Here is a 13675-nt window from a genome sequence, read left to right as displayed (position 1 = left end):
GGGAACCCCGCATGGCTGCGATGCGCTACACCGCCCGGCCCGGTCGACTCGGCGATCAGGACATCGTGGTGCTGACCGATGTCGACGGCGGTCGCTGCATCCGCGTCGCACGGCGCGGCGCGGCGCTGCTCAGCTTCGAGGCCGATGTCGATGGCGTCAGCCGCGACCTCGCCGGCGGCTATGCCGACGCCGCCGAAATCGCCGCCCGACCGGGCTCGCGCTTCGCGGTCATGGTGCCGTTCGCCGGGCGCGTCGCCGATGCGCGCTACACCTTCGACGGCCAGATGCAGGATCTCGCCCCGGGCGTCACCGGCGTCGATCGCGGCAGTCGGCATGGTTTCGTGCGTGACGCGGATTTCGAGCTGGCCGACCTGGAGGCGGATGACGATTCCGCCCGCGTCACGCTGCGCACCGATGCGATCCGCCCGCGGCCGGGCTATCCGCATGCGATCGACCTGTCGGTGACGTTCGTCCTCGACTACGCCGGCCTCAGCTTGGAGGCGTGCATGCGCAACGTCGGCGATCGCGCCGCGCCATGCTTTTTCGGCTGGCATCCGTATTTCCGCGTGGCCGACGGCGAGGTCGACGGCTGGGAACTGCAGATTCCCGCGCAGACCCTGATCCGCACCGGCGCCGACCTGATCGCGCTGGCCGGCGCGGAAGCCTACGTGGCACTGGACGATGCGCCGGCGCTGGATTTCCGCGAGCCGCGGCGGATCGGCGACAGCATCATCGACCAGGGCTACACCGACCTGGAGGCGGACCCCGACGGCCGTATCCGCACACGCCTGCGCGACCCGGCCAGCGGTTTCGGCATCGCGGTGTGGCAGGAACACGGCGTGATGCACGCGTTCACCGGCGACACGGTGAGCCGCGATCCGCGCCGCGCCGTCGCGCTGGAACCGATGGAATGCATGGCTGACGCGTTCAACCGGCCCGAGTGCGCCGCGGCGGTCCGGCTCGAACCCGGTGCCGAGCGACGCTTTCGTTGCGGCTTGGAGATCGATTCGTGATGAACCTGTTGCCCGGCTTCGATGACATCCTCGCCGCCGCCGCGCGCATCGCGCCGTACGCCAGCGTCACGCCGGTGCTGCGCAGTGCGGCGCTGGACACGCTGGCCGGTGCCGAACTGCATTTCAAGTGCGAGAACCTGCAGCGCGGCGGCGCGTTCAAGTTCCGGGGCGCCTGCAACGCGGTGTGGTCGCTCGACGACGGGCAGGCCGCGCATGGCGTGGTCACCCATTCCTCCGGCAACCATGGCAACGCGCTGGCGCTGGCCGCCGCCACCCGCGGCATCGCCGCGCACGTGGTGGTGCCGGAAGGCGCGGTGCGCGCCAAGCTCGCGGCGATCGAGCGCGCCGGCGCGATCCTGCATCGCTGCGCGCCGACCCAGGCCGCGCGCGAGGCGACCTGTGCCGAGGTGCAGCGCGCCACCGGCGCGGAGCTGGTGCATCCGTATGCCGACACCCGGGTGATGGCCGGGCAGGGCACGCTCGCGCTGGAACTGCTGCAGCAGGCGCCCGGACTGGATGCGCTGATCACCCCGGTCGGCGGCGGCGGCCTGGCCAGCGGCGTGGCGATCGCCGCGCACGGCATCGACCCGGCACTGGACCTGTTCGGTGCCGAGCCGCTCGGCGCCGACGATACGGCGCAATCGCTGGCGCGCGGCACGCGGGTCACCACGGTGGTGCCCGACACGATCTGCGACGGGCTGCGCGCGCTGGTCGGCGAGCGCAACCTCGACGCGTTGCGCACGCACCGCGTCGAGGTCATTACGGTCAGCGACACGGAAACCATCGCCGCGATGCAGCTGCTATGGTCGGAGCTGAAGCAGGTGGTGGAGGTGTCCAGCGCCACCGTGCTGGCGGCGATCCTCAAGCAGCCGCAACGCTTCGCCGGCAGGCGCGTCGGCGTGGTGCTCACCGGCGGCAACGTGGATCTGCAGGCCCTGCCCTGGTGAGTCTGCGGGCGGATCAGCCCGGCGCGGATTCCACCATAGCGCTGTCGCTCGCCGGCGCGTCGGCATCGGGGGCGACGGCTGACGCATGGCGCGCCAGGGCGTGCAGGTCCAGCTGGTCTACCGGGATCGGCGTGTAATCCGCGCCGAAGGCCACTTCGCCCGGTCGCCAGCCGGCAGGCTGGCGCACGGCGACCCAGAACCGTTTCAGCGCGGCCCAGTGCAGCCCGACCAGGCCGTAGTCGTTGTCGGCATCGACGATCGGGTCGCCCACGCCGGTCGGCCGCGGCGGCTCGCCGTACAGCGCCGTGCCGAACAGCACGTCCCACACCGAGAGCACCTGGCCGTAGTTGCAGTTGTGCAGCGTCGGCCGCTCGGGATCGACCAGCATGTGGTGCAGGCGGTGGAACTTCGGCGCGACGAACACGCGGTCGAACACGCGGCCGAAGCCCAGCCGCACGTTGGTGTGCGAGAAGTTCTGCACCAGTTCGCCGAGCAGCATCAGCCAGGCGAACTCGTCCGGGTCCACACCGATCGCCAGGCCCACCGTGGCCAGGATCATCGACTGGATGAAGCCGTCCACCAGACTGCCGCGGTCGTTGGTCCAGCAGCTCATCTGGCGTGTGCTGTGGTGCATGCTGTGCAGCGCCCACCACCACGGGATCGCGTGCTGGGTGCGGTGCATCCAGTAGTACGTGAAGTCGTAGATCACGTAGTAGACGGCGAACAGCATGTAGGGATGCCGGTTGAACCACGGCACCCAGTGGGTCAGCGCCAGCGCCGAACCGGTGCCGGGGTCGACTGCCTCGCCGCCGCCGCCGAGCAGGTGACTGAACGGCATCAGCACCAGGTAGGTGAACAGCGGGAAGATGCCCAGCAGCATCAGCAACGTGTAGTTGCGATCGACCCGGGTCAGCCGGCGGTCGCTCCAGCGCTCGGCCGGAAACCAGCTTTCCAGCGGACGGAAGATGAGGCCGATGATGCCGAGCTGCAGCGCGGCGATCAGCAGCGAGGCAGCGATGTCGTCGGGGTTGCCGCTCAAGCCGTCCAGGTGCAGCGCATCCAGCAGCGGCACCACGGCATGGCCGCTCAGCCAGCTGACCAGATGGGCCCACCACGACGGGAGATCGAACATCGGCGCCTCGGTCCATTCACCAGATGGGGGATTCTATCGCCGCTGCCGGCGGCGCAGGCTGAACCGGCTCAGCTGCGCTGGCGCGCGCCCACGCCACTGACCGCGAGCAGGCCCAGCAGCACGAACACGATGCCGACCAGCTCCATCGGCGAGGGCTGCTCGTGCAGGATCAGCCAGGCCAGCAGCACGCTGACGATCGGCACGCCGAGGCTGGACACGCTGGCCAGTGTGGTCGGCAGTCGCTGCAGCACGATCGACCACAGCCACCAGGCCAGGCTGGAGGCCAGCAGCACGCTGTAGGTCAGTCCACCGACGAAGACCCAGTTCCATTCGATCGGGCGCTCCGGTACCGCCAGCGCGATGCCGCCGAGCACGATGCCGCCCAGCAGCATCTGCCACGCGGTGAGGTTGAGCACCGGCGGCGCGTGGCGCTGGAACATGCGCTTGCTGAGCACGGTGCCGGCCGCCCAGGCGGCGCCGCCGGCGATCGCCAGCGTGGTGCTGAGCGTGCTGCCCATGGTGCGCCACGGTTCGATGATGCACAGCAGCCCGAGCGCGGCCAGCGCCAGCCCCAGCCAGTGCCGCGCGGTGGGGCGGTCGCCCAGCAGCAGCCACGCCAGCAGCACCGCCCAGAACGGCATGGTGTACGCGAGCAGGGCGACGTGGCCGGCGCCGCTATCGAGCAGCGCCCACTGCTCCAGCCCCTGGAACGCGGTGGTTTGGCACAGGCCGATCAGCAGCGTGGGCAGCAACGGCGGCGGGCGCAGCGACTGCCGCGACAGCAGCAGCGCGGCGAACAGCACGCCGGCGCCGAGCAGGTAGCGCAGCGCGGCGAAATGGAACGGCCCGGCGTACGCCAGCACCTGTTTCATCACGACCCAGCTGTAGGCCCAGATCAGGATGGTGACGAGCAGCGCGGACAACGCGCCGCGTGAGGGCGAAGGCGACATGGGAAGCCGGGGCAAGGTGGGGCGACAAGTCTAGCGGCGTGGGTTACGTTGTGCGGCACCCCGCGACCACCCACTCATCGACGATGGGCCAGCCATGACCGAGACCACCGAGCTCCCGCGTTGCCACTGGGCCGCCGGCAACGACCCGTTGATGCGCGACTACCACGACACCGAATGGGGCACGCCGCTGCACGACGACCGCGCCCTATTCGAGTTCCTGTGCCTGGAGGGCGCCCAGGCTGGCCTGTCGTGGCGCACCGTGCTGGCCAAGCGCGAGAACTACCGCAAGGCCTTCCATGATTTCGAGATAGCCCGCGTCGCCGCGATGAGCGATCGCGAACTGGAAAAGCGGCTGCTCGATCCGGGCATCATCCGCAACCGGCTGAAGGTCTCGTCCACCCGCGCCAACGCACTCGCCGCCATGGAGGCAATCGATGAATTCGGCAGTCTGGACGTCTATCTGTGGTCGTTCGTCGACGGCACGCCGCTGCGCAACCGCTGGCGCCGCCCGGCCGAGGTGCCGGCCAGCACCGCGTTGTCCGACCGCATGAGCAAGGCGCTGAAGAAGCGCGGCTTCCGCTTCGTCGGCAGCACCATCTGCTACTCGCTGCTGCAGGCCACCGGCATGATCGACGATCACCTGGTCGGCTGTTTCCGGCACGGCGGGTCGCGCTAGGCAGGCATCGAAAGAAGTTTCGTCCGGCGCCGGACACGGCGGCGTGATGCCGGAAATGCCTAGCCGTTCACACAATCGCGACAAAGATGGACGGCGGTTGTCCAGTGCGTGAAACGCATGCTGAACAAACGCGGCGACGTCGCTTGTGTGCTGCGCGCGTGCGGCGCAAAGATGCGCGCAGAGACGTCGGTGGCATGCGAATCGAACCGTGGCCATGAGGCGGGATTCGGATACAGGGGCGTAAGGGAACACACCACGTCGTCTCGTCGGCATTTCGCCATCGTTGCATCCTCAGGAGCCATCCCATGAAATACCGCCCTCTGCAATCCACGCTGATCTGTGCCGCGGTGCTTGGCGCGTTGTCGCTCGCACCGGCGATGGCGCAGACCACCACGCCCACCGATACGTCCACCTCCACCAGCACCACCAGCCACGAGTCGACCCGGCTGAGCACCGAGTTCGCCGGGTTCGCCGGTTCGGATGCCAACGCGCAGGCGCTGGTCAGCGGGCTGCGCGACGGCAGTGCGGTCACTCTCGACGACGTGACCAAGAACGCCGACGGCACCACGACCACGACGAGCACCACGTTCACGCCGGCCACCGGCCAGATGGGCTACGGCAACGTGAAGATCGCACTGTCGCTGGCCGAGGCCAGCCTGGCCAAGGCGGGCATCACCGATCCGACCGCTGCCGAGATGCAGGCCGCGCTCAACGGCGGCACCCTGGTGCTTGCCGACGGTACCAGCATCAAGCTCGACGGCATCCTCGCCGCGCGCGCCGCCGGTGAAGGCTGGGGCCAGATCGCCAAGGCGGACGGTTTCAAGCTGGGCGACGTGATGCGTTCGCCGAAGGCGGCCGGCGGCGGCGCCGCGGACGGGCACGCGCATGCTCACGTGGAAGAAGTCGAACTGGCCAAGGTGCACGGCGTCGATCGTCCGGGCAAGCCCGAGCATGTGGCAAAAGCCGATCGCCCGGCTCGCCTGGATCGCCCCGATCGTCCGAGCCGGTCGGAGCGCCCCGAACATCCCGATCATGCCGGTCGCCCGGGCGGCTGAGCCCGCCTTTCCCCGCATGCAGTCATCCATGCAGGCCCGGTGCGATGCCGGGCCTGCTGCCATCCTCTTTCAACCAAGGAAACCCCATTCATGCGCAACCCCCATCACTGGATGATCGTCGGCGGACTACTGCTGATCGGTGCGCCGGCGGCACATGCCGCCACGTCCGACAGCGGCCGGTTCAGCCTTTCGGCAGGCGCCGACTACAGCAGCGGCAAGTACGGCACCGACACCACCACCGACATCTGGTCGGTGCCGGTGACGGCGGCGTACCAGACCGACCGCTGGACGTTCAAGCTCGTCGTGCCGTACATCAACATCAGCGGTGCCGGCAACGTGATCCCCGGCGTGGGCAAGGTGAAGAACGGTAATCCGAAGGGGCGCGGCCGCGGCAACGGCGGCGGCACGACCACCACCTCCAGCGGTTCGGCCTCGGGCCTGGGCGATATCACCGCATCGGCTGGCTATGAGCTGTTCGGCAGCGCCGATCGCACGTTCGGGCTGGACCTCACCGGCAAGGTGAAATTCGGCACCGCCGACGAGAACAAGGGCCTGGGCACCGGCAAGAACGATTACGGCCTCTCGCTGGATACCTACAAGGTCAGCGGCGACTGGACCGCGTTCGGCGGCGTGGGCTGGATGAAGTACGGCAGCTCGCAGTACATCAAGCTGAAGAACGGCTTCAATGCGAACATCGGTGCCGACTACAAGCTCAACTCCAGCAACAACATCGGCGCGTACTACTACTACCGTGAGCGGATCGCCGATACCGGCGCCTCGCAGAGCGAGATCGCCGCTTACTGGAACCACAAGTTCAACGACAGCCTGCGCGTGCAGGCCTACGCGCTCGCCGGCTTCGCCGACGGCAGTCCGGATTACGGCGTGGGCGCGTCGCTGAAGTACAGCTTCTGACCGAACTGGCGCCGTGTGCGAGCACACGGCGCCGCCATGCCGGCGTGCGTCATTTGCGTCGCGAGCCGCGTAGCGTGTCGATCGAGAAGGTGGCGATCTCGCCGCCGGGGACGCGGCGCGGCTGGCCCACGGGCGGGCCCCAGGCATGCGCGCTGACCACTTCCCAACTGGCCGGGATGCGCCCGTCCGTGCGCATCGCCTCGTACGCGGCCAGCATGCGCCGATAGCACCCCTTGCCGGTGAGGCCGCGTGCGCGTGCGCGGTCGGCATTGGTGGCACCCAGGCCCCGCAGTTCCTCCAGCAGCTTGCGCGGCTCGCTGTAGGTCAGCGTGTAGCGGAACACGTCCAGCACCGGGTCGCGCAGGCCGGCGTTGAGCATCGCGTCGCCGACGTCATGCATGTCGAGGAAGCGGCCCACGTGCGGCTGCTGGTCGGCCTCGGCCCAGGCCGCGCGCAGTTCCATCAGGGTATCCGGGCCGAAGCTGGAGAACGCCATGAAGCCGCCGGGCTTGAGCACGCGCATGCACTCGCCGAACAGTGCCGGCAGGTCGTCGACCCACTGGAAGCAGAGGTTGGAATACAGCACGTCCACGCTGTGGTCGGCCAGCGGCAGGCGGGTGGCTTCGGCGCACACGCGGCGGAACGGCTTGCGCCAGCTGCTGTGCTGCTTCGCGGCGCGCAGCATCGGCAGCGCCAGGTCGACCGCGATCACCTCGGCCTTGGGGTATTTCTGCTTCAGCAGCGCGCTGCCGCGGCCGGTGCCGGCGCCGACGTCGACCACGCGCAGCGGTGTTTCCAGGTAGAAGCCCAGCCGTTCGAGCAGGGCATCGCCGACTTCGCGCTGTAGCGCGTCGTGCTTTTCGTAGGTGCTGGCGGCGCGGCCGAAGTGGCGGCGCACCTGGGTGGGATCGAGTTGGAAGTCGCTCATCGCGCCTGCTCAAGGGAAAGGGGGGCCAGCAGCGGCTGCAGCGCCTGCGCCACCGCATCGGCGTGGCCGAAGAACGGCGCGTGGCCGGCCTGCGGAATCTCGGTGTACTGGCCGCCGCACTGGCTGGCCGACCAGGCCATCGCCTGCGGCGGCACCAGCCGGTCGCGGCGGCCGCTGATCCAGGCACTGCGTACGGCGAGGTCGGGCAGGGCAGCGCGGCGGTCGCTGCTTTCCAGGATGCGGATGCCTTCCTGCAGCACGCGCAGGTCGGGTTCGCCATGCGTGAACACCAGCTCACGCAGGTGGCGCAGTTCGCCGCGCGGGTCGGCGCTGCCCATCGCCTCCAGCGCCAGGAAGCGCTCGATGGTGGCGTGGTAATCGGTTTCCAGGTCGCTGGCCAGCTGGTGCACCAGCTGGGCATCGCTGCCGTGCGGCCAGCCGGCGTCGCGCACGAATTTCGGTGTGGCGCACAGCATGGCCAGCCCGCGCACCTGCCGCGGCAGCTCCAGCGCGGCGGTCAGCGCGATGGTGCCGCCCAGCGACCAGCCCAGCCAGAGCGCCGGTGGCGTGAGCTTGGCGATCGCCGCGGCGCAGACATGCGGTTCCAGCGGCAGGCCGCAGTTGCGCGAGCGGCCGTGGCCGGGCAGGTCGACCACGTACATCGTGCATTGGTTTTCCAGCGCCTCGACCAGCGGCGCCAGCACGCCGCCGTGCATCGCCCAGCCATGCAGCAGCACCAGCGGGATGGGGCCGTGGCCGCGCCGGTCGACGTACAGGCTCATGCGGCGGCGCCCTGCGCGGGCAGCAGCCGCTTGTCGACGGCGCCACGCCCGTCGAACACGAAGCAGTCGCCCTGCCAGTGCGCGCCGCCGGTCTGTTCGAGATACTTCAGGATGCCGCCGTCGAGCTGGTAGACGTGCGCCATGCCGAGCTCCTGCATGTGCAGCGCGGCCTTCTCGCAACGGATGCCGCCGGTGCAGTACGAGACCACCGTCTTGCCCTCGTAGCGCGCGCGGTCGGCAGCGATCGCGGCGGGGAAGGCGGTGAAGCTGGCGAGGCGGTAGTCGACCGCCTGCGCGAACTTGCCGGCGGCGGTCTCGTAGTCGTTGCGGGTATCCAGCAGCAGCACCTCGCGACCGTCGTCGTCGCGGCCCTGGTCCAGCCAGCGCTGCAGGGTGGGTGCGTCCACCGCCGGTGCGCGGCCGCCTTCGGGGCGGGTCGCGGGCTGGCGCATGGTGATGATCTCGTGCTTCAGGCGCACGCGCAGGCGGCCGAACGGCACCGCATCGGACAACGACTCCTTCGGCGCGACATCGTCGAAGCGCGGGTCGTCGTGCAGCGTGGCCATGAAGCCGTCGATCTGCGCGCGGCGGCCGGCGAGGAACAGGTTGATGCCTTCCGGCGCCAGCAGGATCGTGCCCTTCAGCGCCAGCGCTTCGCAACGCGCGAACAGCCGTTCGCGCAGCGCGGGCAGGTCGTCCAGGCTGGTGAACTTGTAGGCGGAGATGTTGACGATCGACATGCGGGGGAATCGGCGGAGCAGGCGGCGATTATACGTGGTCGCCGCCGGGCACCCGGAGCGCGGCCGGCAGATGCAGTGTTTCCAGTGCGCCCAGCAGCCGGTCGACGTGGATTTCCTCATGCGCCGCCGACAGCGTGATGCGCAGCCGCGCCTGGCCGGCGGGCACCGTCGGCGGACGGATCGCGGTCACCAGCAGGCCTTGCCGTTCGAGTGCCTGCGCCGCCCCCAGCGCGGCGTCGGCGCCGCCAAGCAGCAGCGGCTGGATCGCGCTGGGCGAGGCCGCCAGCGGCAGGCCGAGCTCGGCCGCGCCGCGGCGAAAACGCCCGATCAGCACGCTGAGTTTGTCGCGCCGCCAGGTTTCGCTCTGCGCCAGCCGCACCGCTTCCAGCGCGGCGGCGGCCAGCGCCGGCGGCATCGCGGTGGTGTAGATGTAGGGGCGCGCGAACTGCACCAGGCCGTGGATCAGCGCGGCCGGTCCGGCCACGAACGCGCCGCTGCAGCCGAGCGCCTTGCCCAGCGTGGCCATCAGCAGCGGCACCTCGTGCTGGCCCAGCTTTGCCGCGCTGAGGCTGCCGGCGCCGTCGTCGCCGAGCACGCCGAGGCCGTGCGCGTCGTCGACCATCAAGGTGGCGCGCTCGAGTGCGCACAGCTGCGCCAGCGCGCGCAGCGGCGCGACGTCGCCGTCCATGCTGAACACGCCGTCGGTGGCCAGCAGCGCCGCCGCGCCGGGGTTCGCCGCCAGCTGGCGCGCGGCGGCGGCCACGTCGGCGTGCGGATAGCGCTTCAGTTCGGCGCCGCCGAGCCTGGCGCCATCGAGCAGGCAGGCGTGGTTGAGCTTGTCCTGCACGCACACGTCGCCGCGCGCCAGCAGCGCCTGCAGCACGCCGAGGTTGGCCATGTAGCCGGTGGAGAACAGCAGCGCGCGCTCGCGTCCGGTCCAGGCGGCCAGCGCTTCCTCCAGTTCCGCGTGCGCGCTGCGATGGCCGCAGATCAGGTGCGCCGAGCTGCTGCCGACGCCCTCCTCGCGCGCCGCGCGGGTGAGCGCGGCGACCAGTTGCGGGTGCTGCGCCAGGCCGAGGTAGTCGTTGCTGCAGAACGCCAGCAGGCGCTGGCTGCCGGTCTCCAGCCACGGGCCGTCGGCGTGGTCGATCGTGCGCAGCCGGCGGCGCAGCCTGGCGCGCTCGCGTTCAGCCGTCTGGACGGCCAGTCGTTCGAGCAGATCAGGCCGCGGCACTGCAGCCGCAGCCTTGTCCGCAGCCGGCCGCGTCGCTTTCAGGAAGGCCGGCGCGCACGCCAGCCGCCTCCATGGCCACTTCCATCGGATGCAGGTCGAGCCGCCGGAACAGCGCGCGGTCCGCTTCCACGTCCGGGTTGCCGGTGGTCAGCAATTTCTCGCCGTAGAAGATCGAGCCGGCGCCGGCGAAGAAGCACAGCGCCTGCACCGCGTCGTCCATCTGCTGGCGGCCGGCGGACAGGCGCACGATCGACAGTGGCATCAGGATCCGTGCCACCGCGATCGCGCGCACGAATTCGAATGGATCGAGCGGCTCGGCGTCGCCCAGCGGCGTGCCGGGCACCGGCACCAGCTGGTTGATCGGCACCGAGTGCGGATGCTCGGGCAGGTTGGCCAGCGCCTGCAGCAGGCCGGCGCGCTGCTCGCGCGTCTCGCCCATGCCGACGATGCCGCCGCAGCAGGTTTTCAGGCCGGCGTCGCGCACCTGCTCCAGGGTTTCCAGGCGATCGCGGTAGTCGCGGGTGTGGATGATCTCGCCGTAGAACTCCGGCGCGGTATCGAGGTTGTGGTTGTAGTAGTCGAGGCCGGCGTCCTTCAATGCCTGCGCGTGGCCGTCGCCGAGCAGGCCCAGGGTGGCGCAGGTTTCCAGGCCCAGCTCCTTCACCGCACGCACGATCGCGGCGACCTTGGGGATGTCGCGGTCTTTCGGCCCGCGCCAGGCCGCCCCCATGCAGAAGCGGCTGGCGCCGGCGGCCTTGGCGGCGCGGGCGCGTGCCAGCACGTCGTCGACCTCCATCAGCTTCTGCGCGGCCACGCCGGTGTCGTAGCGCGCCGCCTGCGGGCAGTAGGCGCAATCCTCGGGGCAGCCGCCGGTCTTGATCGACAGCAGGGTCGACACCTGCACCGCGTTCGGGTCGTGATGCTGGCGATGCACGCCGTGCGCGCGGTGCAGCAGTTCGTTGAACGGCAGCGCGAACAGCGCGGCGACTTCCGTGCGCGTCCAGTCGTGGCGGATGGCGGCTTCGGGCATGGCGGGCTCCGTGGCAGAGGCCCCGAGTTTGGGTGGGCCGATCGCTGTCGTCAACTTTTTTGCAGGGCGGTTCGGTTGACGAAGTAAACTTGGCGCCCGCGCCGGAAACGGAAAGGCGGCCCGCAGGCCGCCCTTCCTCGACGCATCCGCACCGGCTTATTTGCCGCGTGCGGCCTTCACCTGATCGGCGGTGATCAGCTTGCCCTGGTTGCCCCACGAACTGCGCTCGTGGTTGGCGATGTTGGCGATGTCCGCGTCGTTCAGCGCGGCGGCGAACGGCGGCATCGCGGTGGGGTAGCTGGTGCCGTTGATCACCAGGCCCTGCAGGCCCTTCAGGATCACCTCGATGTGCTTGGCCGGGTCGGCGTCCTGCACCGCCACGTTGTCCTTCAGCGGCGGGAAGGCGCCGGGCAGGCCCAGGCCGGTGGCCTGGTGGCAGGCCGCGCAGTTGGCGGCGTACAGCGAGGCGCCGCGGGCCGGGTCGAACGTGTACGGACCGCTGGCGGCCGGCGGCGGCGTGGCGGGCGTGGCGGCGACCGGTGCCTTGCTCACCGGCGGCTTGGCGGCCTCGTCGGGCGAGCCCACCAGCAGCACGCCCTGCGCACCCAGCTGCATGTGCGCCATGGCGTGGTCGACGAACGGATAGTGGCCGGCCTCGTCCAGCTTCAGGTCGAATACCGCGCCCTCGCCCGGGCCCACGCTCCAGGTGGAGACGCCGTCGATCGCCTGCGCCGGGTTGCCGCCCGGATAGACCTTGTCGAAGATCGCGCCGATCACGTGGAACGAACTCCACAGGCTGGGGCCGGCGTTGACCACGTACAGGCGCACCAGGTCGCCGGGCTTGGCGGTGAGTGGGTGGTCGCGGTACTGGAACGCGGCGCCGTTGAACACCACCTCGTCGGGGCGCATCTGCTGCATCTTCTCGTAGTTGCCGGCCATCAGCTTGCCCGACACCTGCTGGGTGTACCACTCGCCCTGCACCAGCACGTAGCTCTCGGCGGCCGGCGGCAGCGGCGTGGCCGGGTCGACGATGATCGCACCGTACATGCCGTTGCCGATGTGCAGCAGCACCGGCGGCGTGCCGCAGTGGTACAGGAACGCACCGGGCACCTTGGCCACGAACGAGAAGGCGATCGACTCGCCCGGCATGATGTCCACGTAGTGCAGGCTGGGTGGGGTGATCGCGCTGTGGAAGTCGATCGAGTGCTGCATGGTGCCGTGGTTGGTGAGCTTCACGTTCACCGTTTGTCCCTGGCGCACGTGGATCACCGGGCCGGGCACGCTCTTGCCGAAGGTCCAGGCCTGGTACTGCACACCGCTGGCGATTTCCACGCTCTGGTCGGAGACGGCGATGTCCACTGCCACGCTGCCGCCTTCCTGCAGCGGCGGCAGGCGTGCGTCGCGGGCCTTGCCGATGGGTTGGCTGGAGGCCAGCGATAGCGGCGTCACCGCGGCCGCCGCGGCCTGCGGGCTGGCTGATTTCACGTTCAACGCGCTGTGCAAGCCGGCCAGCAGCAGCGCCACCAGGATCAGCACGCCGGCCAGCGCCGGCCCCTGTACGCGCCACGGCAGCGGGTGCACCTCGGTCAGCGGCAGCGTGTCGTTCCAGTCGGCCAGCCGGCGCCAGCTCGGCCAGCGGCGCTCGATCAGGTAGTCCAGGCTGTACGGGCTGGGGCCCGAGCGCAGGTTGATCACGATCAGCGCCGCGAAGATCAGCACGTAGCTGATCGCCGCGCCGATGTTGTTGGCGCCCACCGAGTACGGGCCGCCGAAGCCTTCCGCCGTGCTCCAGATCAACAGGCTGAACAGGATGCCCACCACGTAGGTGATCTTGCGCGCGAAGCCCAGCAGCAGCGCCAGCGCCAGCAGGGTCTCGGCGATGCGCGTGGCCCATACGAAGAAGCCCACGTGCGGCGTCACCAGTCCGATCCACAGCTCGAACCACCACGCCGACCAGGCCGGCTGGCCGGTGGCGGCGTTGTGCAGGTAGCCCACGTAGTGGTTGGCGAAATCGGCGGTCCAGGTCAGCGCGGCGCTCACGGCCCAGATCAGGCCGAACGCCACGCGCAGCGCGGTGCCGGCTACCGCCGGCCAGGTGGAAGGAGCGGGCTTGCCGCTGTCGGGCACGGACATGGGAACCTCTCTGAGTGGATGAAGTGGCGGGCGGAATCGGACGTCGCGGCGCGACGACGCCCGAGTGTACGTCGCCACGGTGGCACCGGGCGATACTCGCGGGCGACTTGCCGTTACCATCCCGAGCGACGAACGGGGAGGAC

13 protein-coding genes are annotated in these 13675 nt (G+C 70.1%); 5 read left to right on the top strand and 8 right to left on the bottom strand.

Features of this window, described 5'->3' with window-relative positions; all coding sequences use genetic code 11:
* Nucleotides 1-11: 11 nt before the first annotated feature.
* Nucleotides 12-1013: an aldose 1-epimerase gene (locus tag R2APBS1_RS17870; RefSeq protein WP_015449000.1), complete on the top strand. Its 1002-nt coding sequence runs from the start codon at nucleotides 12-14 to the stop codon at nucleotides 1011-1013.
* Nucleotides 1013-1960: a pyridoxal-phosphate dependent enzyme gene (locus R2APBS1_RS17865; protein ID WP_015448999.1), complete on the top strand. Its 948-nt coding sequence runs from the start codon at nucleotides 1013-1015 to the stop codon at nucleotides 1958-1960. The genes R2APBS1_RS17870 and R2APBS1_RS17865 overlap by 1 nt, the downstream gene beginning before the upstream one ends.
* A 13-nt stretch (nucleotides 1961-1973) precedes the next feature.
* Here R2APBS1_RS17865 and R2APBS1_RS17860 read toward each other — a convergent pair whose 3' ends face one another.
* Both R2APBS1_RS17860 and R2APBS1_RS17855 read right to left on the bottom strand, forming a co-directional pair.
* On the bottom strand, nucleotides 1974-3092 hold the full coding sequence (locus R2APBS1_RS17860; protein ID WP_015448998.1) for a sterol desaturase family protein: 1119 nt from the start codon (nucleotides 3090-3092) through the stop codon (nucleotides 1974-1976).
* A gap of 68 nt (nucleotides 3093-3160) precedes the next feature.
* Nucleotides 3161-4042 (bottom strand): DMT family transporter, encoded by an 882-nt coding sequence (locus tag R2APBS1_RS17855; RefSeq protein ID WP_015448997.1) that lies wholly within the window; start codon nucleotides 4040-4042, stop codon nucleotides 3161-3163.
* Between the two features lie 94 nt (nucleotides 4043-4136).
* Between R2APBS1_RS17855 and R2APBS1_RS17850 the strand changes: the two genes are divergently transcribed.
* The 3 genes from R2APBS1_RS17850 to R2APBS1_RS17840 all read left to right on the top strand — a co-directional run bounded on the left by R2APBS1_RS17850 (nucleotide 4137) and on the right by R2APBS1_RS17840 (nucleotide 6685).
* On the top strand, nucleotides 4137-4718 hold the full coding sequence (locus R2APBS1_RS17850; protein ID WP_015448996.1) for a DNA-3-methyladenine glycosylase I: 582 nt from the start codon (nucleotides 4137-4139) through the stop codon (nucleotides 4716-4718).
* A gap of 305 nt (nucleotides 4719-5023) precedes the next feature.
* Entirely contained in the window at nucleotides 5024-5773 is a 750-nt protein-coding gene (locus tag R2APBS1_RS17845; RefSeq protein WP_015448995.1) for a hypothetical protein, read from the top strand.
* Nucleotides 5774-5863: 90 nt separating this feature from the next.
* Nucleotides 5864-6685 (top strand): transporter, encoded by an 822-nt coding sequence (locus tag R2APBS1_RS17840; RefSeq protein WP_007513564.1) that lies wholly within the window; start codon nucleotides 5864-5866, stop codon nucleotides 6683-6685.
* A gap of 49 nt (nucleotides 6686-6734) precedes the next feature.
* Here the strand turns inward: R2APBS1_RS17840 and bioC are convergent, their stop codons facing one another.
* The 6 genes from bioC to R2APBS1_RS17810 form a co-directional block, all read right to left on the bottom strand.
* The gene (gene bioC, locus R2APBS1_RS17835; RefSeq protein WP_015448994.1) at nucleotides 6735-7613 is read right to left on the bottom strand and encodes a malonyl-ACP O-methyltransferase BioC; all 879 of its coding nucleotides are present in this window, start codon (nucleotides 7611-7613) and stop codon (nucleotides 6735-6737) included.
* Entirely contained in the window at nucleotides 7610-8395 is a 786-nt protein-coding gene (gene bioH, locus R2APBS1_RS17830; protein ID WP_015448993.1) for a pimeloyl-ACP methyl ester esterase BioH, read from the bottom strand. The genes bioC and bioH overlap by 4 nt, the downstream gene beginning before the upstream one ends.
* Nucleotides 8392-9135, bottom strand: coding sequence for a sulfurtransferase (locus R2APBS1_RS17825; protein WP_015448992.1), 744 nt, complete (start codon nucleotides 9133-9135; stop codon nucleotides 8392-8394). The genes bioH and R2APBS1_RS17825 overlap by 4 nt, the downstream gene beginning before the upstream one ends.
* A gap of 28 nt (nucleotides 9136-9163) precedes the next feature.
* Nucleotides 9164-10369, bottom strand: a complete 1206-nt coding sequence (gene bioF / locus R2APBS1_RS17820) for an 8-amino-7-oxononanoate synthase (RefSeq protein WP_015448991.1) — start codon at nucleotides 10367-10369, stop codon at nucleotides 9164-9166.
* Nucleotides 10356-11399 (bottom strand): biotin synthase BioB, encoded by a 1044-nt coding sequence (bioB, locus tag R2APBS1_RS17815; protein WP_015448990.1) that lies wholly within the window; start codon nucleotides 11397-11399, stop codon nucleotides 10356-10358. The genes bioF and bioB overlap by 14 nt, the downstream gene beginning before the upstream one ends.
* Nucleotides 11400-11555: 156 nt before the next feature.
* A complete protein-coding gene (locus R2APBS1_RS17810; RefSeq protein ID WP_015448989.1) occupies nucleotides 11556-13532 on the bottom strand; it encodes a multicopper oxidase domain-containing protein in 1977 nt (658 codons plus the stop codon).
* Nucleotides 13533-13675 lie beyond the last annotated feature (143 nt).

The sequence above is a fragment of the Rhodanobacter denitrificans genome (assembly GCF_000230695.2).
Taxonomy (GTDB): Bacteria; Pseudomonadota; Gammaproteobacteria; order Xanthomonadales; family Rhodanobacteraceae; genus Rhodanobacter; species Rhodanobacter denitrificans.
This window is presented reverse-complemented; position numbering and strand designations above follow the sequence as displayed.